At 63.9% G+C, this 24,212-nt stretch carries 23 protein-coding genes; 8 read left to right on the top strand and 15 right to left on the bottom strand.

What is annotated here, in order from left to right:
- The 12 genes from C2U70_RS06415 to C2U70_RS33665 all read right to left on the bottom strand — a co-directional run.
- Positions 1 to 432: SDR family NAD(P)-dependent oxidoreductase (locus tag C2U70_RS06415; RefSeq protein ID WP_140977139.1), on the bottom strand; the 432-nt coding region annotated here is incomplete at its 3' end.
- Entirely contained in the window at positions 425 to 1,615 is a 1,191-nt protein-coding gene (locus tag C2U70_RS06410) for a DUF3734 domain-containing protein (protein WP_140977137.1), read from the bottom strand. The genes C2U70_RS06415 and C2U70_RS06410, both read right to left, overlap by 8 nt.
- 90 nt (positions 1,616 to 1,705) lie before the next feature.
- The gene (locus C2U70_RS06405; RefSeq protein ID WP_140977135.1) at positions 1,706 to 2,209 is read right to left on the bottom strand and encodes a CAP domain-containing protein; all 504 of its coding nucleotides are present in this window, start codon (positions 2,207 to 2,209) and stop codon (positions 1,706 to 1,708) included.
- Between the two features lie 92 nt (positions 2,210 to 2,301).
- Complete coding sequence (locus C2U70_RS06400; protein WP_140977133.1) at positions 2,302 to 3,336, bottom strand: sulfate/molybdate ABC transporter ATP-binding protein; 1,035 nt, start codon at positions 3,334 to 3,336, stop codon at positions 2,302 to 2,304.
- Positions 3,326 to 4,237 (bottom strand): sulfate ABC transporter permease subunit CysW, encoded by a 912-nt coding sequence (gene cysW / locus C2U70_RS06395; RefSeq protein WP_140977131.1) that lies wholly within the window; start codon positions 4,235 to 4,237, stop codon positions 3,326 to 3,328. Before cysW ends, C2U70_RS06400 begins: the two co-directional genes overlap by 11 nt.
- A 10-nt stretch (positions 4,238 to 4,247) precedes the next feature.
- Positions 4,248 to 5,054 carry a sulfate ABC transporter permease subunit CysT gene (cysT, locus tag C2U70_RS06390; protein ID WP_433960665.1) on the bottom strand — a complete coding sequence of 269 codons (807 nt, stop codon included), beginning with the start codon at positions 5,052 to 5,054 and terminating at the stop codon, positions 4,248 to 4,250.
- A gap of 66 nt (positions 5,055 to 5,120) precedes the next feature.
- A complete protein-coding gene (locus C2U70_RS06385; protein WP_140977128.1) occupies positions 5,121 to 6,122 on the bottom strand; it encodes a sulfate ABC transporter substrate-binding protein in 1,002 nt (333 codons plus the stop codon).
- Between the two features lie 108 nt (positions 6,123 to 6,230).
- On the bottom strand, positions 6,231 to 6,962 hold the full coding sequence (locus C2U70_RS06380) for a phosphoadenylyl-sulfate reductase (protein WP_140977126.1): 732 nt from the start codon (positions 6,960 to 6,962) through the stop codon (positions 6,231 to 6,233).
- Positions 6,959 to 7,474, bottom strand: coding sequence for a DUF934 domain-containing protein (locus C2U70_RS06375; RefSeq protein ID WP_140977124.1), 516 nt, complete (start codon positions 7,472 to 7,474; stop codon positions 6,959 to 6,961). The genes C2U70_RS06380 and C2U70_RS06375 overlap by 4 nt, the downstream gene beginning before the upstream one ends.
- Positions 7,461 to 9,116, bottom strand: a complete 1,656-nt coding sequence (locus C2U70_RS06370) for a nitrite/sulfite reductase (RefSeq protein ID WP_140977123.1) — start codon at positions 9,114 to 9,116, stop codon at positions 7,461 to 7,463. Before C2U70_RS06370 ends, C2U70_RS06375 begins: the two co-directional genes overlap by 14 nt.
- Positions 9,117 to 9,127: 11 nt before the next feature.
- Complete coding sequence (locus C2U70_RS06365; RefSeq protein WP_140977121.1) at positions 9,128 to 9,442, bottom strand: DUF2849 domain-containing protein; 315 nt, start codon at positions 9,440 to 9,442, stop codon at positions 9,128 to 9,130.
- Positions 9,443 to 9,478: 36 nt separating this feature from the next.
- On the bottom strand, positions 9,479 to 9,604 hold the full coding sequence (locus C2U70_RS33665) for a hypothetical protein (RefSeq protein WP_283810351.1): 126 nt from the start codon (positions 9,602 to 9,604) through the stop codon (positions 9,479 to 9,481).
- A 254-nt stretch (positions 9,605 to 9,858) separates the two neighbouring features.
- On the opposite strand from C2U70_RS33665, the gene cysD reads away from it, so the two are divergent.
- The 3 genes from cysD (at position 9,859) to C2U70_RS06345 (ending at position 15,098) form a co-directional block, all read left to right on the top strand.
- Positions 9,859 to 10,653, top strand: a complete 795-nt coding sequence (gene cysD, locus C2U70_RS06360; protein ID WP_140977119.1) for a sulfate adenylyltransferase subunit CysD — start codon at positions 9,859 to 9,861, stop codon at positions 10,651 to 10,653.
- 18 nt (positions 10,654 to 10,671) lie between these two features.
- Positions 10,672 to 12,588 carry an adenylyl-sulfate kinase gene (gene cysC, locus C2U70_RS06355; protein WP_140977117.1) on the top strand — a complete coding sequence of 639 codons (1,917 nt, stop codon included), beginning with the start codon at positions 10,672 to 10,674 and terminating at the stop codon, positions 12,586 to 12,588.
- A gap of 347 nt (positions 12,589 to 12,935) precedes the next feature.
- Positions 12,936 to 15,098: a malate synthase G gene (locus C2U70_RS06345; protein ID WP_140977115.1), complete on the top strand. Its 2,163-nt coding sequence runs from the start codon at positions 12,936 to 12,938 to the stop codon at positions 15,096 to 15,098.
- Between the two features lie 160 nt (positions 15,099 to 15,258).
- Here the strand turns inward: C2U70_RS06345 and C2U70_RS06340 are convergent, their stop codons facing one another.
- The gene (locus tag C2U70_RS06340) at positions 15,259 to 15,414 is read right to left on the bottom strand and encodes a Thivi_2564 family membrane protein (protein WP_008546817.1); all 156 of its coding nucleotides are present in this window, start codon (positions 15,412 to 15,414) and stop codon (positions 15,259 to 15,261) included.
- Between the two features lie 270 nt (positions 15,415 to 15,684).
- On the opposite strand from C2U70_RS06340, the gene C2U70_RS06335 reads away from it, so the two are divergent.
- The gene (locus C2U70_RS06335) at positions 15,685 to 17,778 is read left to right on the top strand and encodes a methyl-accepting chemotaxis protein (protein ID WP_140977113.1); all 2,094 of its coding nucleotides are present in this window, start codon (positions 15,685 to 15,687) and stop codon (positions 17,776 to 17,778) included.
- A gap of 209 nt (positions 17,779 to 17,987) precedes the next feature.
- Positions 17,988 to 20,084 (top strand): methyl-accepting chemotaxis protein, encoded by a 2,097-nt coding sequence (locus tag C2U70_RS06330; RefSeq protein WP_140977111.1) that lies wholly within the window; start codon positions 17,988 to 17,990, stop codon positions 20,082 to 20,084.
- A 261-nt stretch (positions 20,085 to 20,345) separates the two neighbouring features.
- Here the strand turns inward: C2U70_RS06330 and C2U70_RS06325 are convergent, their stop codons facing one another.
- Positions 20,346 to 20,987: a DUF2865 domain-containing protein gene (locus C2U70_RS06325; protein WP_140977109.1), complete on the bottom strand. Its 642-nt coding sequence runs from the start codon at positions 20,985 to 20,987 to the stop codon at positions 20,346 to 20,348.
- A gap of 10 nt (positions 20,988 to 20,997) precedes the next feature.
- The gene (locus C2U70_RS06320; protein ID WP_140977107.1) at positions 20,998 to 21,795 is read right to left on the bottom strand and encodes a L,D-transpeptidase; all 798 of its coding nucleotides are present in this window, start codon (positions 21,793 to 21,795) and stop codon (positions 20,998 to 21,000) included.
- Between the two features lie 209 nt (positions 21,796 to 22,004).
- On the opposite strand from C2U70_RS06320, the gene C2U70_RS06315 reads away from it, so the two are divergent.
- The 3 genes from C2U70_RS06315 to C2U70_RS06305 all read left to right on the top strand — a co-directional run bounded on the left by C2U70_RS06315 (position 22,005) and on the right by C2U70_RS06305 (position 24,072).
- Complete coding sequence (locus C2U70_RS06315) at positions 22,005 to 23,117, top strand: AI-2E family transporter (RefSeq protein ID WP_186294095.1); 1,113 nt, start codon at positions 22,005 to 22,007, stop codon at positions 23,115 to 23,117.
- Positions 23,118 to 23,195: 78 nt separating this feature from the next.
- Positions 23,196 to 23,567, top strand: coding sequence for a DUF883 family protein (locus C2U70_RS06310; RefSeq protein WP_186294094.1), 372 nt, complete (start codon positions 23,196 to 23,198; stop codon positions 23,565 to 23,567).
- Between the two features lie 61 nt (positions 23,568 to 23,628).
- Entirely contained in the window at positions 23,629 to 24,072 is a 444-nt protein-coding gene (locus tag C2U70_RS06305) for a hypothetical protein (RefSeq protein WP_140977103.1), read from the top strand.
- Positions 24,073 to 24,212 lie beyond the last annotated feature (140 nt).

The following is a 24,212-nucleotide window of genomic DNA, read 5'->3' as shown; positions in this document are numbered from 1 at the left end:
CGAGGCCGTGTTGATGATGCGGCCCCAGCCCTTCTTCTTCATGCCGGGCACCGCGGCGCGGATGGCGTGGAAGGCCGACGACAAGTTGATCGCAATGATCTGGTCCCACTTCTCGATCGGGAATTCCTCGATCGGCGAGACGAACTGGATGCCGGCATTGTTGACGAGGATGTCGACCGAGCCAAAACTCTTTTCGCCAAGCGCGATCATCTCGGCGATCTGGGCCGGCTTGCTCATGTCGGCGGGCGAGTAGACCGCCCTCACCTTGAAGTCGGCCTCGATCTTCGTGCGCTCCTTCTCGATGTCCTCCGGCGAGCCGAAACCGTTGATGACGACGTTGGCGCCGGCAGCAGCGAAGGCACGCGCATAGGCGAGCCCGATGCCGCTGGTCGAACCGGTCACAACGGCGTTCTTGCCTGACAGACTACCCATTTTCAGTCACTCCTTTTGAGGCAGGGGGCGCGGTAACGTCCCCCGTGAGATCGTAGGTCACCATGGTCTCGCCGGACTGCGGCCGCTCGAGCCAATCCTTGTGGCGCATCGACAGATGCACGTCGCGCACGCCGGCTTCCCAATGCTCGACCATGGCGACATGCGAGAAGTCGTAATCCTTGGACGAGGATTCGTAGTTTTTGCTGCGATAGATCAAATGAACCACGGTGACGGTGCTTTCGCGCGCCGCCTTGGAGAGGTATTCGACCGAAGGATCGTTCTTGAGGTAATCAGGCAGTTTGCTGATCAGGTCGCGAACCGCCTTGCGGGCGTTGTGCAACTGCCTGTTCTTGTCGGTGTTCATGCGCGTGCGGCTGGAGAAGCGAATGTCCTTCTCGCGCTCGGCGGCCTCAAGTAACGAGTTCGGCAGGTCGCCGCGGGCAGAAAACAGGTCAACCTGGAAGATCAGCATGTCGCGATCGAGCTCGGTATCGAGCACATAGTCGAGCGGCGTGTTGGAGGCGATGCCGCCGTCCCAGTAATGCTCGCCATCGATGACGACGGAGGGAAAGCCCGGCGGCAACGCGCCGGAGGCCATGATGTGCTCAGGGCCGATCTTCTTGCCGAGCTTCTTGAACTCGTAATTGTCGAAATATTTGAAGTTACCCGAGGTGACGCCGACCGCACCGACGGAGAGGCGCGTCTTGAGGTCGTTGATGCGGTCGAAATCGACCAGGCGCTCGAGCGTCTTCTTCAGGGGCGCGGTGTCGTAATAGCTCTCCGCGTGCGGGCTGCCCGGCGGCCATAGCGGCGCGGGCGGAATGCGCGGAGTGAAGAAGCCGGGCACCCCGAAGGTCGCGATCAGGGCGGCGCTCGTCGTATTGAACAGCTCGCGATGATGGTCGTTGTTGTTGAGCGGCTTCCACGGCACGGGGGCCGAGACCATCTCCCAAAATTCCTTCAGCCGATCGACGCGAGCATGCCCCTCATTGCCGGCGATGATGGCGGCGTTGACCGCGCCGATCGAGATGCCGGCAACCCATTCGGGATCGAAGCCGAAATGGCACAGCGACTGAAAGGCGCCGGCCTGATAGGAGCCGAGCGCACCGCCGCCCTGGAGTACCAGAACGCGTTGCGCATTCGCTGGAATTCTGCTCGACGCCGGGCCGGAATGATCGGTCATGAGGGATCCATCACGGGATCAGTAGCAAATGGCGCGCCACCGTGGCGTCAGTTCATGACGGCGTCAATGCATCCGGAGATCAAGACTGGCTTATCGGGGATCGGTTGACGCCAGGATCATGGTCCAGAACACCTTGTATTTGGTGCCCGGGGCATAGCTCGCAGCGATGCCCATTTTTGTGACACCGCCCTTGAGCATGTTAGCGCGGTGCGGAGGCGAGTCGCGCCAGCCTGAAAACGCTTCCGCCAGCGTGTGATAGCCGGCCGAGATGTTCTCGACCGCGACGGTGGCGGGATAACCGCCGGCGTTGAGGCGCTTGGCGAGCGGCGCACGGACGTCGTGGTCCATCTTGTTGGCGGCGGCCATGGCCTGCGACTGGGATTCCGCCAGTTTCATCAGGTCAGGGTCGACGACGACGGTGCCGAGCGCGTTGTTCTGCCGGTATTGCGAGATCATCACGGCGGCAGCCTGCGCATCGAGCCGCGCGCCCGGGGTGGCCATGTCCGTGTACATCGTGGGTTGTTGGACCGGGGTTTCGGTGCCCGCGCAGCCGGCAAGAAGCAAAGTAATGAGAATTGCGGCCGCGGCGCGCATGAATCAGCCCCCAGGAGACGGGCCGTTGTTGCATACCAACCGTGGCTGAAAGGTGAATTTTGCGGAAATATTGAACCGTCGGCGGGGGGCCACTACCCCGCAAAGATGCGGTAGCGGCGGGGCTCGAGCCCCACGCGGTCGCCGGCGCGCAGTTCCCGGTCGCGGGGGGCGTCGATCTCGATGGTCTCGCCGCCGAACAGCGCGACCTCCGCGCGCTGCACCGGGCCGAACGTCCGCACATGCTGCACGGCGCCTTCGAACGCGCCGGTGCCGGGCGGACCGACCAGCATGTCGTGTCGCCGCACGAACAGTTTTGACGCGCCAGGCGAGAGCCCGTCGGCTGCGAGCGCGAGCGGCCGGTCGCCGAGGCTGACAGCACCATTGGCGACCTCCACCGGCAGCACGATGGATTCGCCGATGAAGCCGTACACGAAGGCGGTGGCCGGATTGTCGTAGACGTCATCGGGCGAGCCGATCTGCTCGATCTTTCCCTTGTCCATCACCACGACGCGGTTGGCGACTTCCAGCGCCTCCTCCTGGTCGTGGGTGACGAAGATCGAGGTGACGTTGATCTCATGATGCAGCGAGCGCAGCCATTTGCGCAGCTCCTTGCGCACCTTGGCGTCGAGCGCGCCAAAGGGTTCGTCGAGCAGAAGGATCCGCGGCTCGATGGCGAGCGCGCGGGCGAGCGCAATGCGCTGGCGCTGGCCGCCCGATAGTTGGCTCGGATAGCGGTCGGCCAGCCAGTCGAGCTGCACGAGATCGAGCAGCTCCTTCACCCGCGCACGGATCGCAACCTCGTCCTTGCGGACCGCACGCGGCTGCACCCGCAGGCCGAAGGCGACGTTCTCGAACACGGTCATGTGGCGGAACAGCGCATAGTGCTGGAACACGAAGCCGACATGGCGCTCGCGCGCGCCCTGCGCCAATGCGTCGGCGCCGTTGAAGGTGACCTCGCCGGAATCAGGCCAGTCGAGGCCGGCGATGATCCGCAGCAGCGTGGTCTTGCCCGAGCCGGAGGGGCCGAGCAGCGCCACGAGCTCGCCATTGTCGACCTTGAGATCGACGCCGTCGAGCGCGGCAAAGCTGCCGAACTTCTTGACGAGATTCTTGACTTCAATGGTCACGGATATCGTGTCCTTCGTCCAGGTGACGTTCGAGAACGGTCTTGGCAATCAGCGTGATCAGCGCCAGCATCGCCAGCAGCGAGGCGATCGCAAAGGCCGCGACGAACTGGTATTCGTTGTAGAGGATCTCGACCAGGAGCGGCATGGTGTTGGTCTCGCCGCGGATATGGCCGGAGACGACGGAGACCGCGCCGAACTCGCCCATCGCACGCGCGTTGCAGAGCAGGACGCCGTAGAGCACGCCCCATTTGATATTGGGCAGCGTAACGCGGAAGAAGGTCTGCAGGCCCGAAGCGCCAAGCGAGATCGCGGCTTCCTCCTCCTGCGTGCCCTGCTCCTGCATCAGCGGGATCAGCGCGCGCGCCACGAAGGGGAAGGTCACGAAAGTGGTTGCCAGCGCGATACCGGGCACCGCGAACAGAATCTGGATGTCGTGCTCGCGCAGCCAGGAGCCGAAATAGCCCTGCGCGCCGAACAGCAGCACGAAGACCAGGCCAGAGATCACCGGGCTGACCGAGAACGGCAGGTCGATCAGCGTGATCAGGAAGGTCTTGCCCGGGAATTCGAACTTTGCGATCGCCCAGGCCGCGACCAGGCCGAAGATGAGATTGAGGCCAACCGAGATCACGGCCACCAGCAGTGTCAGCCGGATCGCCGACAGCGCTTCCGGCTCCGACAGCGCGGCGAGGTAAGCCAAAACGCCCTTGGAGAAGGCCTGGGCAAACACCACGACCAGCGGCAATACGACGAAGACGCTGAGGAACAGGATCGCGACCGAGATGATGGCGATGCGAACCGCGCGCGGTTCGGTGCGCAAATTCCTTCGCGCAGTCTCGGCATGCGCACGGGCCTTCGCCTCGGACGAGGAGAGCCTGACGGTCTCGGTCAATTGCATCGTCATCTCTCGGTCCTCAATGCGCCGGCACCCGGTTCTGCGCCCAGCGCTGCAACCGGTTGACGGCGAAGATGATGACGAAGGACACGACGAGCATGACGGTCGCAATCGCGGTCGCATCGGCGTAGCGGAATTCGGACAGCCGGATCACGATCAGGAGCGGCGCGATCTCGGAGACGTTCGGCAGATTTCCGGCGATGAAGATCACCGAGCCGTATTCGCCAACCGCGCGCGCAAAAGCGAGCGCAAGTCCTGTGAGCAGCGCCGGCGCGAGCGACGGCAGAATGACGCGGATAATGGTCTGCCAGCGGCTCGCGCCTAGACTGCCGGCCGCCTCCTCGATCTCAGGATCGAGGTCCTGCAGCACCGGCTGCACGGTACGCACGACGAAGGGGATGCCGATGAAAATCATGGCGACGAAGATGCCGACCGGCGTGAAGGCGACCTTGATGCCGGCTGCTGCAAGCGGCGCCCCCAGCCACCCTTTCTCGGCAAACAGCGACGTCAGCGCAACGCCGGCCACTGCGGTCGGCAGAGCAAAGGGCACGTCGACGATGGCATCGAACAGCCGCCGGCCCGGGAAACGATAGCGCACCAGCGCCCAGACGATGATGCTGCCCATCACGAGGTTGACGCAGGCAGCCGCAAAGGCGAGCCCGAACGAGACGCGCAATGCATTCAGCGTCCGACGGCTGGTGAGGATATTCCAGAATTGCTCCGGGCTGAGTTCGAGCGACTTCAGGAACAGGCCGGCGAGCGGAATCAGGATGATGATCGACAGCCAGGAAAGCGTCAGTCCCATGGTGAGACCGAAGCCCGGCAACGTCCGGCGTCGTCCAACGATTGCGCTCACCAGGCCCCCTGCTCTCAGCCCTCGAACAGCGCCCAATCAGTTCTTGTAGATCTGATCAAAGACGCCGCCGTCGGCAAAATGTTCCTTCTGTGCCTTGGTCCACCCGCCGAAGACGTCGTCGATCGTGAACAGATCGACCTTGGCGAAGGAGGTTTCGAACTTCTTCGCGATCTCCGCGTCGCGCGGACGGTAGAAGTTGCGTGCGGCAATTTCCTGGCCTTCTCTGGTATACCAATACTGAAGGTAGGCATCGGCGACGCTGCGGGTGCCTTTTTTGTCGGCAACCTTGTCGACAATTGTAATTGGTGGCTCAGCAAGGATCGACAGCGGCGGCGCCACGATCTCGAACTTCTCCGGACCAAATTCCTTTAGCGCGAGGAACGCCTCGTTCTCCCAGGCGAGCAGGACGTCGCCGACGCCGCGCTCGACGAAGGTGACGGTTGCACCGCGCGCGCCGGTGTCGAGCACCGGCACCTGCTGATAGAGCTTGGCGATGAAATCCTTGGCCTTGTCAGGCGAGCCGTACTTCTTCTGCGCAAAGCCCCAGGCGGCGAGATAATTCCAGCGCGCGCCGCCCGAGGTCTTCGGATTCGGCGTGATGATGGCGACGCCCGGCTTGACCAGATCGTCCCAGTCCTTGATGCCCTTGGGATTGCCCTTGCGTACTAGGAATACGACGGTCGAGGTGTAGGGCGAGGAATTTTGCGGCAGGCGCTTCTGCCAGTCGGCTGTCGTCAGTCCCTTGGACGCGATCGCGTCGATGTCGTAGGCGAGCGCGAGCGTCACCACGTCGGCCTGGAGACCGTCAATCACCGCGCGCGCCTGCGATCCGCTGCCGCCATGCGACTGCTTGATCTCGACGCTCTTGCCGGTCTCTTTCTGGTAGACACGCGCAAACGCCTTGTTGAACTCGACATAAAGCTCGCGCGTCGGGTCGTACGACACGTTCAGCAGATTGACGTCAGCAGCGAGAACCGAATTTGCCCAGAGGAGGCCCGCGACGATCAGCGCAACACGGCGGATCATGTCCATCTCCATTCACCGCGACGACATCATTGTCATCGCGTGAAGGCATAACTCGGTGCGAAACACCTTGGAGTCAACGGAACCGGATTTTCTTGTTCGTAGCGCCGCAGCCTTCTTGTGCTACGAAATCTTCATCGTGTGAATGCCGCATTCTGTCTTGGCCTGGCCGCGCCAGCGACCGGCGCGCGCGTCTTCGCCGTCGCTGGTCCGGCTGGTGCACGGCATGCATCCAACGGACAGGAATCCTGACGCTTGAAGCGGATGCTGCGGCAATTTGGCACGCGCGTAGATCGTTTCGATATCTTCGCGCGAAACGTCGGCGAACGGGTTGAACTTCAACCGCGCGCCATCTTCCTCGACGACCGGAATCTCGGCACGCGCGCCGCCCTGAAAGCGCTTGCGGCCGTTGATCCAGGCCGAGAACGGCTTGAGCGCCCGCGCCAGCGGTTCCACCTTGCGAATACGGCAGCAGGCGTCGGGATTGGAGAACCACAGATCGCGGTCGGGATCCTCGCGCGTCAACGTCTCTTCCAGCGGCTTGATCGAGCGCACGTCGCGCAATCCGAGCGTCGCGATCAGCGTATCGCGATAGGCGAGCGTCTCTTCGAACAGCCAACCTGTATCGAGAAAGATCACGGGAATAGAGGGATCGACGTCGGCCATCACCTTGAGCAGTGCTGCCGACTCCGTGCCGAACGACGACACCAGCGCAAGCTGCTCGCGGCCGACCGCCTTCAGTGCGGCGGCAATGATCTCCGCCGGCGAAGCACCACGGAGTTCACTTGCAAGTTCGGCCGCGGGCGGCAGAGCTATCGGTGATGACGAAGCACGCCCGGACACAGTCACGCTCACGTACCGACACCTTCCGAATGGCGCAGTTGCATGCGCCGGTGCAACGCAGTGATACGGCCGTCGCCGGTCGGCTGGTAGAACACCGAATAGCGCTTCACGGTCTGCGCGAAGGCTTCCGCATCGGCCTGCTTCTTGACCTCGAAGCTGTCGAAACCCGCGCGCAGCATGAACACGAACTGGTCGCGCAGCACCTGACCGGACGCGCGCAGTTCGCCGCGATAGGCATAGCGCTCGCGCAGCAGCCGCGCCTGGCTGTAGGCACGTCCGTCGCGGAAGCTCGGAAACACCAGCGCAATAGCGGCGAGCTTGGCCAGATGTCGCGCCAGCTCGTCCATGTCGCGATTGTTCGGCCAGATCACGCCGAGCTTGCCCGTACGCGCGAGCAGAGCATCCCTGTCCTTCACAAGGCGATCGGCCGAGACCAGGATGTCGCCACTCGCGGGAAGCGCCGCGTCGTCGGCTACCTTGACAAACGTATCGTCGGCGATCTTTCCGCCCTTAACGAGTGGCATAGACCCGCTCCTTGAATGGTTCGACGCCGAGGCGCTTGACGGTATCGATGAAGAGCTCTTCCGGCCGCTCGCGCAGCGCCAGATAGGCTTCCACGACATCCTCGACGACGTCGGCAACTTCCTCGAATTTCACGCCGGGTCCGATCAGGTTGCCGAGCGCGGCGCTCTCGTCGGCACGGCCGCCGATGGTGATCTGGTAGACCTCCTCGCCGTTCTTCTCGACGCCGAGAATGCCGATGTGACCGACATGGTGGTGGCCGCAGGCATTGATACAGCCGGAGATGTTGATGTGGAGACGGCCGATCAGATTGGCCAGTTCATGGTTGGCAAAACGCCGCGTCAGCTCCTGCGCGATCGGAATCGAACGTGCATTCGCCAGCGAGCAATAATCCAGACCCGGACATGCGATGATGTCCGTGATCAGATTGACGTTCGGCGTCGCTAACCCGAGCTTGTCGAGCGCCCGCCACAGCGCCGGCAGGTCGCGCTTGGCGACGTGTGGCAGCGCCAGGTTCTGCTCATGACCGACGCGGATCTCACCGAAGGAATACTTCTCGGCGAGATCGGCGAGCGCGTCCATCTGCTCGGCCGTGGCGTCGCCCGGAGGGCCGCCCACTGGCTTCAGTGAAATGGTCACGATCGAATAGCCCTGCACCTTGTGCGGGGCGACCGAGTTCTTGCGCCACGCCTCGAAGGCGGGATCGGCCGCGGCCTGGCGCAGCTCGTCCGGCATGTGCGGGAGCTTCTCATAGGCCGGATAGGTAAAGCGGGAGCGGATGTCCTCGATCACCTCGTCGTCGATCTGGAGCGACGAGTTGCGGATGTGCTGCCACTCCTCCTCGACCTCGCGCGAGAATTTTTCGATGCCGAGCTCGTGCACCAGGATCTTGATGCGCGCCTTATAGATGTTGTCGCGGCGACCGTACTGGTTGTAGACGCGCAGGATCGCCTCGATATAGCTCAGGATGTCGCGGCCGTGCACGAAGTGCTTGATGGTCTTGCCGATGAACGGCGTGCGGCCGAGACCACCGCCGACCAGCACCTCGAAGCCGGTCTCACCCTTCTCGTTCTTGATCAGGCGCAGGCCGATGTCGTGGATCTTGATCGCGGCGCGATCGTGGTCCGACGCGGTGATCGCGATCTTGAACTTGCGCGGCAGGAACGAGAATTCCGGATGCAGCGTGGTGTGCTGGCGAATCAGTTCCGACCAGATGCGGGGATCCTCGATCTCGCCGGGCGCGACGCCGGCCCACTGGTCCGAGGTCACGTTGCGCATGTTGTTGCCGGAAGTCTGCATTGCATGGATGCCGACTTCGGCGAGGTCGGCCAGCGCATCCGGCAGATCTGACAGCTTGATCCAGTTGAACTGGATGTTCTGCCGCGTGGTGAAATGGCCGTAGCCGCGGTCGTACTTCCGCGCGATATGGGCGAAGCGGCGCAACTGCTCCGATGATAGCGTGCCGTAGGGGATCGCGACGCGGAACATGTAGGCGTGCAACTGAAGGTACACGCCGTTCTGCAGGCGCAGCATCTTGAACTCGTCCTCGGTGAGCTCGCCGGAGAGGCGGCGCTTCACCTGGTCGCGGAATTCCGAGACGCGCTCGTTGACGAGCGTGCGGTCGATTTCGTCGTAAGCATACATGGGAGCGTGCCTTACACCTGCACCGGCAAGCCGATAGTCACGCCGCTGCGGCGAATCTGCTCGCGCAGATTTCCGGGCGCGACCTTGCCGTCATCGCCGACCTGCACCGGAGCGATATAGGCGCCGACGGCGCCGACATCATCGGCGACAGACTCTGCGAGCAGCGCCCTGGCTTCGTCGGCGTTACGCACGATCGCTGCTTCCGACAGCTCGGCCGACCAGTCCCTGGCGGCGGTGCGATAGATCACGATGCCGTCCCAGGTGCGGTTGGCGGTCACGATCGACGGTCCAGTGACTTTGATTTTCTGTTGCAGGGGAGAGGTCATTTCGGCTGCTTTCAACAGGTCAGGGATTGATGGCTTCTAAAGAGTGTGGCGAGAGGACGCATCGGCCGGGCGCACGCACGACATGGCGCGCCAGAACTCCTCGGCTTCGGTGAGAAACACCGGAACGGCCTTGAGATCGGGGAATACCGGGAACAGGTGCATACGATACTCGCTTCCCCCACATACGGGGTTGACTGGAATTATTTTCTATATATGTCTCGTTTCGAGCGCGCAAAGAGAAAATTTTTTCTTCTCTTTTGCAGCGCAGCTATAGAATTTTCGCCTCCCAAGGCAAAGGGTCAGAGATGCATCTTCTCAAGGACGATTCCGCCGCTGACGCATTGCGCGGACCCACTTCCGTGGAGCAGGTTCACGCACGCGAATATTCTGCTCATTTGGCGGCATCACAACCGAGCATGGACCATCTCGATCAGCTCGAAGCGCAGAGCATCTACATCTTCCGCGAGGCGTTCGCCCGGCTGAAGAAGATCGCGCTGCTGTGGTCGCTCGGCAAAGACTCCAACGTGATGATCTGGCTGGCGCGCAAGGCGTTCTTCGGCCGCATGCCGTTCCCCGCCATGCATGTCGACACCGGCAAGAAGTTTCCGGAGATGTATCGCTTCCGCGATCACTACGGCAAGGAATGGGACCTCGATTTGCGTGTCGAGCCCTGCCCGCCGATCGACGCCGTCGATCCCACGCTGCCGCCAGCTGCACGCTCGGCCGCGCGCAAGACCGAGGGCCTGAAGATGGCGCTCGCCAAATACGGCTTTGACGGCTTGATCGCCGGCATCCGCCGCGACGAGGAAGCGACCCGCGCCAAGGAGCGCGTGTTCTCACCGCGCGGCCTGGAAGGCAATTGGGACGTCCGCGACCAGCCACCGGAATTCTGGGATCACTTCAACGCCTCGCCGCCGCAGGGCGCGCACTTGCGCATCCACCCGATCCTGCATTGGACCGAGGCCGACATCTGGGCCTACACCAAGCGCGAGAACATCCCGATCATTCCGCTCTATCTGTCGCAGAACGGCAAGCGCTACCGCTCGCTGGGCGATCAGGACATCACCAATCCGGTCGCGTCGACGGCGTCCAACATCGACGAGATCCTGGTCGAGCTGGAGCAGACCAAGGTACCGGAGCGCGCGGGCCGCGCGCTCGACCACGAGACCGAAGATGCCTTCGAGCGGCTGCGCGTCGCCGGCTATCTCTGATCAGGACGCGAGCGTCGTATGAACATGATCGTCACTTCCCCTTCGCCGGCCACTCCGAACGGCACCACGCGGCCGCAAGTCCGCATCGTCATCGTCGGCCATGTCGACCACGGCAAGTCGACGCTGGTCGGCCGCCTCCTGCATGAGACCGGTAGCCTGCCCGAGGGCAAGCTCGAGATGCTCAAGGCCGTCAGTGCACGGCGCGGCATGCCCTTCGAATGGTCGTTCCTGCTCGATGCGCTGCAGACCGAGCGCGACCAGGGCATCACCATCGACACCACCCAGATCCGCTTCCGCACCAATTCGCGCGACATCGTGCTGATCGACGCGCCCGGCCACGCCGAATTCTTGCGCAACATGATCACGGGCGCCTCGCAGGCCGACGGCGCGGTGCTGATCATCGACGCCCTCGAAGGCGTGCGCGACCAGACCCGCCGGCACGGCTATCTCTTGCATCTGCTCGGCGTGAAGCAGGTTGCCATCGTCGTCAACAAGATGGACCGCGTCGATTTCAGCGCCGATCGATTCAAGGAGATCAGCGACGAGATCACCGCGCACCTTCAAGGCCTCGGCGTCACGCCGACGGCGGTGATCCCGATTTCGGCGCGTGACGGCGACGGCGTCGCCGCGCGGACCGATCGCATCGGCTGGTACAAGGGCCCGACCGTGGTCGAGGCGCTCGACCGGCTTGAGCCGGCGCGCCCGCTCGAGGCGCTCGCCCTGCGCTTACCCGTGCAGGCGATTTACAAGTTCGACGACCGCCGCATCGTGGCAGGTCGCATCGAGTCCGGCAGCCTGGCTGCCGGCGAAGAGATCGTGATCATGCCGGCGGGCAAGATCGCAAAGATCAAGTCGGTCGAGAGCTGGCCGGTGACGCCGGTTGCGGGACGCCAGGGCGCGGGCCGTTCGGTCGGCATCACGCTCGACCGCGAGCTCTTCATCGAGCGCGGCGACATCATCGCGCATGCGGGCACGAGCCCCCGCGAAACGCGCCGTCTGCGCGCGCGCATTTTCTGGCTGCACGACAAGCCGCTCGCCAAGGGCGATCAACTCCTGGTGCGCTGCGGCCCAAAGGAAAGCCGCGCCACCGTCGTTGCGATCGAGAAGGCGGTTGATCCCGGCGAGCTCGAAAGCCGCGAGAACAAGGCGATCGGGCGCAACCATGTCGGCGAGATCGACATCTCTCTTTCGAATCCGATTGCGACCGATCCCTATACGGAGAATCCGCGCACCGGCCGTCTCGTGATCGAGGTGTCCGGGCGCATCGCCGGCGGCGGCCTGGTGCTGTCGGTCGATGCCGGTCAGCGCGCCGTTCCCGTCGACATCGTGCCGGTTGAATCCGCGCTGCGTCCGGACGAGCGCTCCGCGCGCTACCGCCATAACGGCGCGGTGGTCTGGCTCACCGGCCTGCCCGCGTCGGGCAAGTCGACGCTGGCGAAGGCGCTGGAGCGACGGCTGTTCACGCAGGGCGGCTCACCGATCCTGCTCGACGGCGACACGCTGCGCGCAGGCCTGAACAGCGATCTCGGCTTCTCCGCACAGGATCGCAGCGAGAACATCCGTCGCCTCGCCGAGGTCGCCACGCATCTGGCGCGCAACGGGCACATCGCGATCGTCGCAGCCGTCTCGCCCGCGCGCGAGGACCGCGCCACCGCGCGCCGCATCGCCGACACCGCGTTCCGCGAGATCTACGTCGCGACACCTGCGGAAGTCTGCGAAAGCCGCGACCCCAAGGGCCACTACGCCAAGGCGCGCGCCGGCACGCTCACCTCCTTCACCGGCATTCTCAACGACTACGAGAGCCCGGAGGCGGCCGAACTGAGCATCGACACGTCGAAGCGATCGATCGCTGAGGCCGCCGATGAGATCGAGCAGATGCTGAAGGCATCAGGCGTGCTGTTCGACGAACTGGCCGATCTCGCCGCGAACATTTGACGGACTGATCTGCCGCCGCATCTCCGGTGTCGTCCTGGCGAAAGCCAGGACCCATACCGCGTGATTTATCGGTTGAGCGCGGTAGCAGTCCCGAACGCCGAGTCTTCGCCAAACTGCTCCCTGGGGTAATGGGTCCTGGCCTTCGCCAGGACGACAGTGGTACCTGCCCCCACAAAAACCCTCCTCCAAAAGGCTGGAGGTGTGCCCAAACAACGGGACCTCTAGGGCCTTCTCACGGCCCCGATTTTGAGGCTAAAAGGGCCGTGAAAGCCGCCCTATAGGGGCGCATTTGCTGCCGTCGGGTCAAAGGCAGCCAAAAACAGCCAATTTCAACAAGAAAGCCCATCATGAAACGCGTCGACGCCCACGGACTGAAGATCGCCCCCGTTCTGTTCGATTTCATCGCCAAGGAAGCCGCCCCGAAGACGGGCGTAGCCCCCGATGCGTTCTGGGCCGGGCTCGCCGCGATCGTCCGCGATCTCGGGCCGAAGAACCGCGAGCTGCTCGCCTTGCGCGACACGCTGCAGGCCAAGATCGACGACTGGCACCGCGCCAACAAGGGCAAGGCGTTCGACCTCAATGCCTATACCGCGTTCCTGAAAGAGATCGGCTATCTCGTCCCCGAGCCCGCGACGCAGAAGGTCGAGACCGCCAATGTGGACGAGGAGATCGGCAAGATCTGCGGCCCGCAGCTCGTCGTGCCCCTGACCAACGCCCGTTACGCGCTGAACGCCGCGAATGCGCGCTGGGGTTCGCTTTATGACGCCTTCTACGGCACCGACGCGATCCCGCACGATCCGTCCGAGAGCGGCAAGGGTTACAACAAGGCGCGTGGCGACAAGGTGATCGCCAAGGCCAAAGCCTTCCTCGATGCCGCCGCCCCGCTCGCGACCGGCAGCCACACCGATGTCACCGCCTATAGCGTGGTCGCGGGCCAACTCGCGGTGAAGCTGAAGAGCGGCAATGCCACGGCGCTGAAGAATGCCTCGCAGTTCGCCGGCTTCCAGGGCGATGCGGCCGCGCCGAGCGCGGTGCTGCTGGTCAACAACGGCCTGCATGTCGAGGTGAAGATCGACCGCAGCAGCACGATCGGCAAGGACGATCCGGCCGGCGTCGCCGACATGATCATGGAATCTGCCGTGTCGACCATCCTCGACATGGAAGACTCGGTCGCCGCCGTGGACGCCGAGGACAAGGTGCTGGTCTATCGCAACACGCTCGGCTTGATGAACGGCACGCTGTCGGCCGATTTCGAGAAAGGCGGCAAGACGCTGACCCGCGCGCTCAATGCCGACCGCGTTTACAAGACACCTGCCGGCGGCGAGCTGAAGCTGCACGGCCGCAGCCTGCTCTTGATGCGCAATGTCGGCCATCACATGTTCACCGACGCCGTGCTCGACGACAAGGGCGAGGAGATTCCGGAAGGCCTGCTCGACGCTGCGGTTTCCGGCCTGCTCGCGATCCACGACCTCAAGGGCAACTCCAAGACCAAGAACAGCCGCACCGGATCTGCCTATATCGTCAAGCCGAAGATGCATGGTCCGGACGAAGTGTCGTTCACCTGCGAGATCTTCGGTCGCGTCGAGAAGATGCTGGGATTGCCGGAGAACACGCTGAAGGTCGGCATCATGGACGAGGAACGGCGTACCACCGTCAACCTCAAGGCCTGCATCCAGCGCGCCTCCAAGCGCATCATGTTCATCAACACCGGCTTCCTCGACCGCACCGGCGACGAGATCCACACCTCGATGGAAGCGGGTCCGATGATCCGCAAGAACGAGATGAAGGCGCAGCCCTGGATCAAGTCCTATGAGGACTGGAACGTCGATATGGGCCTGATCGACGGCCTGCCCGGCCATGCCCAGATCGGCAAGGGCATGTGGGCGGCGCCCGACAAGATGGCGGATATGCTTCAACAGAAGCTCGCCCATCCGCAGGCCGGCGCCACCACCGCCTGGGTGCCGTCGCCCACGGCGGCGACGCTGCACGCCCTGCACTATCACCAGGTCAATGTCATTGCGCGCCAGCAGGAGCTCACCAAGGGCGGTCCGCGCGCAAAGCTCGAAGACATCCTCACCATTCCGGTGTCGAAGTCGAACTGGGCGCCCGACGACGTCAAGCAGGAGATCGACAACAACTGCCAGGGCATTCTGGGCTACGTCGTGCGCTGGATCGACCAGGGCGTGGGCTGCTCCAAGGTGCCCGACATCCACGATGTCGGACTGATGGAGGACCGCGCCACCTTGCGCATCTCCAGCCAGCATCTGGCGAACTGGCTGCACCAGGGCGTCATCACCGAAGCCCAGGTGACGGAGTCGCTCAAGCGCATGGCCGTCGTCGTCGACAAGCAGAACGCCGGCGACGGCCTCTACAAGCCGATGGCGCCCGCCTTCGACGGCGTCGCCTTCAAGGCCGCTTGCGACCTCGTCTTCAAGGGCCGCACGCAGCCGAATGGCTACACCGAATACATCCTCACCGCCCGCCGCCGCGAGGCGAAGGCGGCGGGTTGATCGCAAGCGACCGTCGCGACTTCAAAAGCCCCGGCTCAATGCCGGGGCTTTTTTGTTGCGACAACTTGTAGCCCGGATGGAGCGAAGCGAAATCCGGGATCGGTGCCGCTCGGACAGATTCCCGGATTGCGCTACGCTCCATCCGGGCTACGGCCCTTCGTCAGAACACCGCCAGATATTTCAGCAGCGACACGATGCCGATGATGATGACGATGACGCGCGCGATCTGCTTGGCGCGGCCGTCCATGGGCAGCATGTTGATGAGGTAAAGAACCAGGATGACGACGAGAAAGGTGACGAGTACGCCGACCAGCATCGGGAGGGCCCCCTTCAGGCATTTGTTAACGGTAGACTAACGCCGGGTGGGTGTTTCGGTTCCCACTCATGCAACCCGTTACAACTTCTCGGAAATACGTACTTCTACGGCGAAGACCACAGCCTAAAATTTTACCCTTTTCCTTCCAGATGCATTTACCGCCTGCCAGCTCGCAGGCTGCACGTGATTGCCTTGAAGAAGCGCCCTTCCCTGTTTCGCATTCGCCGGGGCGCGTTTTTTCGAACGTCGAACTTGGAATTGGGGGCTTTGATGCTGAATCGCCTGACCGTGTCCGCGCTGCTGAAGGCCGTGATTGCGATCACCTCGGTCTGCGTGGTGATTGCGCTGTCGCTCACCGCCTTCGAGTCCTGGCAGCGGCTGCGGACCGCCGATCGCATCTCGCTGATCGCGGACGCCTCCGCCGACCTGTTCAAAGCGATGCACAATCTGCGCACGGATCGCTCGACCACCAACCGGCTGCTGAATGCGACCGAGCCGATGGACGGGGAGATCGAGAAATATCTGCGCGGGATCCGCAACGCCGAAATGCCGGCAATGGCGCACGCCCTCGACGTGCTGCCGAACATCGAGTTTCCTCAGGCCGGCACGCTGGTGCCCGAGCTCGCGCGCCTCCACAAGCTCCTGACCGAGCAGCAGAAGCAATTCTGGGAGGAGGTCGCCAAATCCAAGGATCAGCGACGCGCGAGCCTGCCGAAGGAGTATATGGAGACGACGCAAGGTCTCCTGGATACGCTGGACAAGCTCTCCAACGTCCTGTCCGCGACCATCAACCACCAGGACGCGACGATCGACCAGTTGCTCTCGATCAAGCAGAACGCCTGGCTGCTGCGCAACACGGCGGGCGAGGCCTCGCTGATCGTCTCGACCGGCCTCAATGCAGGTAAGATCGCGCCGGAGGCCCGCCTCGCCTATACGCAGTATGTCGGCGGTACCAATGCGCTGTGGAAGGCGCTGGAATTGTCCACGTCCGGCATGCAACTGCCACCGGCCCTGTCCTCGGCCCTGGCCGCGGCCAAGACCGGCTATTTCGACCCGCAATATCTGGCCCTGCGCGATCGGCTCGCCACCACGCTCGCCAATGGCGAGAAGGCGGAAATGACCGCGAACCAATGGACACCGGTCACGGTGGGCCGCCTGTCCACCGCCGTTGCCGTGGCCGAGGGTGCGCTCGAAGCCGCCAAATCCCATACGCTCGAGCAGCACGCAGCGGCGCTGCGGGCACTGATCGTGCAGCTCACGTTGCTTGTGCTGGCCATCGGCCTCACGGTCGGCGCCATCATGCTGGTGACCGGCCGTGTCATCAGGCCGCTGCACAATATCCAGGATGCGATGCTGAAGGTCGCCGGCGGCGACCTCTCCGTCGACAGCGGCTATCTCGACCGCAAGGACGAGATCGGCGCACTCGCCAGTGCACTGGAGACGTTCAAGCAGCAGGCCACCGACAAGCTCAAGATCGAGGCGCATGAGCGCGAGCGCAACGCCGGCGCGGTAGCGCGCCAGAAGGCGATCGAAAGCTATGTCGGCGAGTTCGAAGGCGTAGTGCGCAAGACCCTGGGCGAGCTCTCCGACGCCTCGGGCGAGATGCGCAAGACCTCCGGCGATCTCTCCGCGGTGTCGCGCCAGACCAATGAGCGCGTGCAGGTCGCGGGCAAAGCCTCCAACGACGCCTCCATGAGCGTCGACAGCGTGGCCGCGGCCGCCGAGGAGTTGAGCGCGTCCATCAACGACATCAGCCAGCAGGCCGCACATGCCGCCGGCATCGCCAGCCGCGCCGTGAGCCAGGCTCGCGACACCGATGGCACGGTGCAGGGGCTGGCAAAATCGGCCGGCCGCATCGGCGAGGTCGTCGGCCTCATCAACACCATTGCCGCACAGACCAATCTGCTCGCGCTCAACGCCACGATCGAGGCGGCGCGCGCCGGTGAAGCCGGCCGCGGCTTTGCGGTGGTGGCTTCGGAAGTGAAATCGCTTGCAAGCCAGACCGCGAAGGCGACGGAAGAAATCTCCGAGCAGATCGCCGACATCCAGAAGGTCGCGGGCGATGCCATCAATGCCATCCAGGCGATCGGCGGCATCATCGGCGAGGTCAACGAGGTCGCAACCGCGATCGCCGCGGCCGTGCAGGAACAGGGTGCGGCGACCCAGGAGATCACGCGCAGCACGCAATATGCCGCGCAAGGCACCAAGAACGTCTCGGACAACATCGCCGGCGTCAAAAACGATGCCGACACCGCGGCCGGTGCGGCCGACAACGTCAAGCACGCCTCCGAGATTTTGGAGAGCCAGAGCAAGCAGCTCGGGCACCAGGTCTCGGACTTCCTGGGCAAGATCAGGGCGGCGTAGACGGCCGCGCCTCGACGAACTCGTCATTGCGAGCGCAGCGAAGCAATCCAGAGTCCCTCCCTGGTGACAGACTGGATTGCTTCGCTGCGCTCGCAATGACGGCGCGGTAACACTCCCTTAACCTCTCCCCAGCCGCGCACCCTCCAAACGTTACAACTCTGTTTATTCCTTTTTGCGAACAATGCCCCGGGGTTCGGGGTATTTCCATCATGCTGAAACGTCTGACGGTTTCGACGCTGCTTCAATCCGTCATTGCTCTGCTGGCAATTTGCGTGGTGGCGCTGCTGGTGACGACGGCCTGGCAGTCCTGGGAGCGGCTGCGCTCGACCGGCCACATCTCGGCGGTGGCTGAGGCCTCCACCAATGCCTTCAAGGCGATGCACAATCTGCGCACCGACCGCTCGTCGACGCCGCGCATGCTCAACGCCGAGGCCGCGGTCTCGCCCGAAATCGACAAATTCCTGCGCGGCATCCAGGGCGCCGAGATGCCTGCGATCCGCTCCACGGCCAAGCTGCTGCCGTTGATCCCGTTCGCCGAGCAGGCCGCACTGGTCGGCACCTTGAACCAGCAGGTCGACAAGCTTGCGACGCTGCAGACGGAAGCCTGGGACGAGATGCGCAAGCCGAAGAAGGCGCGCCGGGCTGCGCTCGCGAAGGACTACACCGATCTCACCGGCGCGCTCATGGCGACGCTGGAGAAGATCACCGCGAACCTCACGGCCTCCGTCAATCACACCGATCCCCTGATCGACCAGCTCCTGTCGATCAGGCAGGCGGCCTGGCTCCTGCGCAATACCGCGGGCGAAGCCTCCGACCTGGTCGCGACCGGCCTCGTCGCCACCGGCAGCCTGCCGATGGAGGCGCAGCAGACCTACACCAAGACCGTGGGCGCGATCGAGAACGCCTGGAGCGGGCTGGAATCCTCCACCCTCGGCATGCAGCTCTCGCCGCAGCTCGCCAAGGCAATGAGCACCGCACAGTCGGCCTATTTCAACCCGGACTATCTGGCGCTCCGCGACAGGCTTATCGACCAGATCATGGTCGGCTCGAAGACCGACATGACCGCCGACCAGTGGACGCCGGAGACGGCGCAGCGGATGGGCACCGCGGTCGCGGTCGCCGAGCGCGCGCTGGATGAGGCCCGCGACTACGCCGCCGAGCAATATGCCTCCGCCAGCCGCGCGCTGGCAGTGCAGATCGCGATGCTCACCTTCGCGGTCCTGCTGACGGTTGGGGCCATGATCGCGGTGACGCGCAGGGTGATCCGTCCGCTGCACAACATGCGCGACGCCATGCTGAAGGTCGCCGGGGGCGATCTCTCGGTCGACAGCTTCTATCTCGATCGCAAGGACGAGATCGGCGCGCTCGCGGGCGCGCTCGAAACCTTCAAGCAGCAGGCAAGCGAAAAGCTCGCGATCGAGGCCCAGGAGCGCGAGCGCAATGCCGGCTCCGCCGCGCGCCAGCGTGCCATCGAGGGCTATGTCGGCGAGTTCGAGGGCGCGGTGCGCAAGACGCTCGACGAGCTCTCCGAAGCGTCCGGCGAGATGCGCAAGACCTCCGGCGATCTCTCCGCCGTGTCGCGCCAGACCAACGACCGCGTCCAGGTCGCGGGCAAGGCCTCCAATGATGCCTCGATGAGCGTGGACAGCGTCGCGTCCGCAGCCGAGGAGTTGAGCGCCTCGATCAACGATATCAGCCAGCAGGCTGCGCATGCCGCGGGGATCGCGAGCCGCGCCGTCAGCCAGGCCCGCGATACCGACGGCACCGTGCAGGGCCTTGCGAAATCGGCGAGCCGGATCGGCGAGGTCGTTGGCCTCATCAACACCATCGCAGCTCAAACCAACCTGCTCGCGCTCAACGCCACCATCGAGGCAGCGCGCGCCGGCGAGGCCGGCCGCGGCTTTGCGGTGGTCGCCTCCGAGGTCAAATCGCTGGCGACCCAGACGGCGAAGGCGACCGACGAGATCTCCGAGCAGATCGCCGACATCCAGAAGGTCGCGGGCGAGGCCATCAATGCGATCCAGGCGATCGGCGGCATCATCGGCGAGGTCAACGAGGTCGCAACCGCGATCGCCGCCGCCGTGCAGGAGCAGGGTGCGGCGACGCAGGAAATCACGCGCAGCACGCAATATGCGGCGCAGGGCACCAGGAACGTGTCCGAGAACATCACGGGCGTGAGGGCCGACGCCGACGCCGCGGCCGCCGCCTCCGACAACGTCAAGCACGCCTCGGAGGTGCTGGAGACGCAAAGCCGCCAGCTCGGACATCAGGTCTCGGACTTTTTGGGGAAGATCAGGGCGGCGTAGGCGGGTTCCGGAAATACGGTCGAAAACAACCCCATGCACAGTAGAAACCGGCGGCGAGGGACGACTGCGGATTTTACGAAATTGTGCTTGACCCGTCGGGCAAATCAGGTTTATATTGCAACAATCGCAAGGTGTGGGTTCGGGCCTTGCTGGGGATGAAATTTCGCCCCAATACGTGTCGATTCATGCGCAATCGTGCACGGGGACGACAATTTAACGCGCCTGCCCTACTCCTTCGCCTGCCCTACTCCTTCGCCACCCCTACTCCTTCGCCACCACGGGCACCTGGCGGAAGCGGGCTTTCACTGATTCAGGCAATGGCGAGAAGTTCAGCGCGGCACCGCGCCTGTCGCTGCGGTTGGCCATCACGAGGCCATCGGCGCTGGCGACGATGTCGCCCTTGCGCAAGGTCGGATCGTCCTCGACCTTGACCTGCGCCAGGCCGACGGGATCCTTGCCGTTGCAAGTGCAGCCCGCCACGAGTTCGTTGCGGTAGCGGAAGGCGTTCGGCAAGTCGGAATAGGACTTTCCGGCCGCGGTCGCGGCGTCCTCGATATTGCTGCCATAAACCAGCGAGGTCTCGCTCGACGGACAAAAACTCTTGCAGGACTGCGCCTTGCTTTCGCTGTCGGCGCCTTGCGCCGGGAAATAGCGGCCGTCGCAACTGCGCACGCAATAAGCCTGGCCGCCGCCATAACGCACACGGGGTGCCTCGCTGCGTGGCATGTCGTCGTCCGGAAACGGCACCCGAATCTGCGGTGGCGGCCGCCGTCCGAACCCGCCGAACAGCGCGGAGAAGAAGTCCTCGGCATGCGCCGAGGACACCAAGGTCACGCTCAGCGACGCCGCGAACAAAACCGCCGCGACGCCGCCCGTCAGTCCACCGATCGATCGCTTCAGCATGCCCCCTCGCTCAATTCACTGACGACGTCGAGATGTTCAGCGCCTGGCGGCCCGACGGCAGCGTCGTCGTGGCCGGACGCTTGCGCACGGGGTCGCCGCCCCGCGCCATCAGCGGCGCGTTCTTCGGCAGCACGACGACCTTGGTGCCGACATTGACACGGTTGAACAGGTCGGTGACGTCCTCATTGGTCAGGCGGATACAGCCGGAGGAGACGAACTTGCCGATCGTGGAGGGATCGTTGGTGCCGTGGATGCGGTACTCGCTTGAGCCGAGATACATTGCGCGTGCGCCGAGCGGATTGCCGGGGCCGCCGGCGACGAAGCGCGGCAGATAGGGCTGGCGCGCGATCATCTCTGCCGGCGGATGCCAATCCGGCCATTCGGCCTTGCGGCTGACCGTCTGCACGCCCGCCCAGGTAAAGCCCTCGCGGCCGACGCCGACGCCGTAGCGGATCGCGCGACCCTGGCCGAGCACGTAATAGAGCGAGGTGTTGGCGGTATCGATGATAACAGTGCCGGGCGCCTCGTTCGAAGGGAAGCTGACGATGGTGCGGCGCAGTCGCTCCGGCAGAGCGGCGTCCTCGTTGGAAGCTTGCGGCTGCGTTGCATCATCCTGCGTGGCATAGCCCTGGTTCGCGTAACCCTGGTTCGTGTAGCCCGACGGAAACGCCTGCTGCTGCATCGGTGCGTAGAGCAACGTCTGCGCGCTTGCGGCACTGAACGGTACCGTCAGCAAGACTGTCGCGAATGCAAGCGTGGTGAGCGCGCGCGGCGAATGCCGGCGGAGGGATGCAGAAAACTCGGTCATGTGCTGCCCCGTTTGAATCAGAGTGCATCAGGGTGATGCGCTGGCCCAGACAACGCAGAGGCATCGACTCAAGTTCCGGCTGTGCACGCGGCTGTGACGACACAGTCAAGCGAACGCAGCTTCACGACTCCGCGATGGAACCGGACAAGATGGTCGGCGTTCACTGCATGTGGGCGCGCGAGCAAGTAGCTCCGTGCGGGAGAACCATTGTGCGCGTCCTTCCCAGTGAACGTCTGATATCCGGCAAAGACGAGGGCACGCCCCTTCCCGACAGCAAAATCGAATTGCCGCCGGTGATCCGGCGCACCGAGTTCGTCGCCTTTGCGCTGGCCGGCCTGCTCCTCATCTGCATCGTCGCCGTGCTCTATGTCGGCCGGCCCTTCTTCCTTCCGGTTGTGATGGCATTCGTGACCGGGACCATGTTGTCGCCGGCCGCGACCTTCCTGGAGGAGCGGAAGGTGCCGCGGTCGGTCGGCGCCGTGCTGATCGTGGTCGCGGTCACCGCCGTGGTCGTCTTCGTCGTCGGCCTGATCGCGGCGCCCGTGATGGACTGGAGCTCGCGCTTGCCGGAACTCGCGGCACAGCTCAAGGACAAGCTGCACATTTTCGATCGGCCGCTGGCACTGTGGCAGGAGCTGCAAACCATGCTGGGCGGCTCCGAGGGCCTACCGGGCCTTCAGATGCCCAAATTCGAATGGGTGCAGCCGACGCTTGAATTCCTGTCGCCGACCTTCACCGAATTCCTCCTGTTCTTCGTGACCCTGATCCTTTTCATCGCGAGCTGGCGCGATCTACGCCGGGCCATGATCATGAACTTTGGCGATCGCGACGCGCGACTGCGCACGCTGCGGATCCTCAACGAGATCGAAGTCCACCTCGGCAATTATCTTTTGACCGTCACCATCATCAATGTCGGCGTCGGCATTGCCACGGGCATCATTTGTGCGTTGACCGGCATGCCCAATCCCGCCGGCCTCGGCGCGCTCGCAGCAACCATCAATTTCATCCCGATCATCGGCCCGGTGGCGATGTTTATCGTGCTCGTCGTGGTCGGCCTCATTGCATTTCCGACCATCGGCGGCGGATTGATGGCTGCAGTCGCTTTCGGCAGCCTCACCTTCATAGAGGGACATTTCATCACGCCGACGATCATCGGACGGCGGCTGGAGTTGAACGCGCTCGCAGTCTTCATTGCGCTCGCCTTCTGGACCTGGATGTGGGGACCGATGGGGGCGTTCCTGTCGTCGCCGCTGCTGATCGTCGGATTGATCCTGAAGGAGCATCTGCTGCCGTCGGATGCGCCGCAGTTACCGGGCGATTGAAGCCGTTTTCGCGCAAGGAACTTCCCCGATAGCGAAACGTTTTCCGATGAGCTCACCGCCAGCATTTCGGAGCTTTTGATGTCAATGACCAGTGGCGACACCGGACTAAAGGACTGGACCGACAAGACCACCAGAGACCGCCTCGAGAAGGATGTAGCAGCCGTGAAAAGCGATATCGCCGCCCTCACCGACCAGATCACCGACGCACTCAACACCTTTGCGAATTCGACCAGCAAGCAGGCCCGCCGCGGCTACAAGCAGGCGCGCGAGAACATGGATTCCGCGCTCGACGACATGTCGGAGCGCGGCAGCGCCATGATGGGCGCGGCGCAGGATGCGGCCTCCTCGCTCGAGGAGACGCTGGAAGACGCGATCACGCAGCGGCCGCTTGCGACCGTCGGTATCGCGCTCGGCATCGGCCTGCTGATCGGCATGGCCTGGCGCCGCTAGCGACTCGACGACGGCGGCGCTCCGCGCCGCCGCTTTTGCCTGAGGGAGATAAGAGACCGCAATGTTTCAGCGCATCATGGACGGCATTCGCACATCGACCGGTTCGACCATGCGGCTGACATCGCTGGCGCTCGCCGCAGCCATCGCGTTGTTCGTCACGACCTCGTTCCTGTGTGCAGCGGCCTTCATGGCCGTGCTAAGGGCTTACGGACCGGTGGAGGCATGCCTCGCCGGCGCCGGCGTCTTCTTCCTGCTGACGCTGGTCGCCGCCATCAGCTACTTCGCCTACAAGAAGGACGTCGAGAACCGCGCGGCGCGGGCCGCCAAGGCCGCGGGGCAGAGCATGCTGGCCGATCCCATGCTGATCGCAACCGGCCTGCAAATCGTGCGTGCCATCGGCGTCAAGCGGCTGGTGCCGATCCTGGCAATCGGTGGTCTTGCGCTGGGGATTTTGGCCAGCCGTGCGGGCGCGGCTGAGGATGCGTCGGCCGAAGCGGCTGAGTAAGACGTCGGCTCCTGCATGATGGCATTCGATTGAATCAGTCGGGCGGCTGGGGCGCTTCACCTCTCCCGCTTGCGGGCAGGGCTATCGCATATGGCCCTGTGACAGGTGGAGCACGAACGTATCCACATCGTCATGGCCGG

It is taken from the genome of Bradyrhizobium guangdongense (genome assembly GCF_006483445.1).
GTDB classification, from domain to species: domain Bacteria; phylum Pseudomonadota; class Alphaproteobacteria; order Rhizobiales; family Xanthobacteraceae; genus Bradyrhizobium; species Bradyrhizobium guangdongense_A.
The sequence above is the reverse complement of the archived record's forward strand: the minus strand, read 5'-3'. Positions and strand labels throughout refer to the sequence as shown.

Bases quoted from the DNA above. Each gene is read 5' to 3' on its own strand.
- C2U70_RS06410 (WP_140977137.1), bottom strand. From the start codon at position 1,615: ATGACCGATCATTCCGGCCCGGCGTCGAGCAGAATTCCAGCGAATGCG.
- C2U70_RS06405 (WP_140977135.1), bottom strand. From the start codon at position 2,209: ATGCGCGCCGCGGCCGCAATTCTCATTACTTTGCTTCTTGCCGGCTGC.
- cysW (WP_140977131.1), bottom strand. From the start codon at position 4,237: ATGACGATGCAATTGACCGAGACCGTCAGGCTCTCCTCGTCCGAGGCG.
- C2U70_RS06385 (WP_140977128.1), bottom strand. From the start codon at position 6,122: ATGGAGATGGACATGATCCGCCGTGTTGCGCTGATCGTCGCGGGCCTC.
- C2U70_RS06375 (WP_140977124.1), bottom strand. From the start codon at position 7,474: ATGCCACTCGTTAAGGGCGGAAAGATCGCCGACGATACGTTTGTCAAG.
- C2U70_RS06370 (WP_140977123.1), bottom strand. From the start codon at position 9,116: ATGTATGCTTACGACGAAATCGACCGCACGCTCGTCAACGAGCGCGTC.
- C2U70_RS06365 (WP_140977121.1), bottom strand. From the start codon at position 9,442: ATGACCTCTCCCCTGCAACAGAAAATCAAAGTCACTGGACCGTCGATC.
- C2U70_RS33665 (WP_283810351.1), bottom strand. From the start codon at position 9,604: ATGCACCTGTTCCCGGTATTCCCCGATCTCAAGGCCGTTCCGGTGTTT.
- cysD (WP_140977119.1), top strand. From the start codon at position 9,859: ATGGACCATCTCGATCAGCTCGAAGCGCAGAGCATCTACATCTTCCGC.
- cysC (WP_140977117.1), top strand. From the start codon at position 10,672: ATGAACATGATCGTCACTTCCCCTTCGCCGGCCACTCCGAACGGCACC.
- C2U70_RS06345 (WP_140977115.1), top strand. From the start codon at position 12,936: ATGAAACGCGTCGACGCCCACGGACTGAAGATCGCCCCCGTTCTGTTC.
- C2U70_RS06340 (WP_008546817.1), bottom strand. From the start codon at position 15,414: ATGCTGGTCGGCGTACTCGTCACCTTTCTCGTCGTCATCCTGGTTCTT.
- C2U70_RS06335 (WP_140977113.1), top strand. From the start codon at position 15,685: ATGCTGAATCGCCTGACCGTGTCCGCGCTGCTGAAGGCCGTGATTGCG.
- C2U70_RS06330 (WP_140977111.1), top strand. From the start codon at position 17,988: ATGCTGAAACGTCTGACGGTTTCGACGCTGCTTCAATCCGTCATTGCT.
- C2U70_RS06325 (WP_140977109.1), bottom strand. From the start codon at position 20,987: ATGCTGAAGCGATCGATCGGTGGACTGACGGGCGGCGTCGCGGCGGTT.
- C2U70_RS06320 (WP_140977107.1), bottom strand. From the start codon at position 21,795: ATGACCGAGTTTTCTGCATCCCTCCGCCGGCATTCGCCGCGCGCGCTC.
- C2U70_RS06310 (WP_186294094.1), top strand. From the start codon at position 23,196: ATGTCAATGACCAGTGGCGACACCGGACTAAAGGACTGGACCGACAAG.
- C2U70_RS06305 (WP_140977103.1), top strand. From the start codon at position 23,629: ATGTTTCAGCGCATCATGGACGGCATTCGCACATCGACCGGTTCGACC.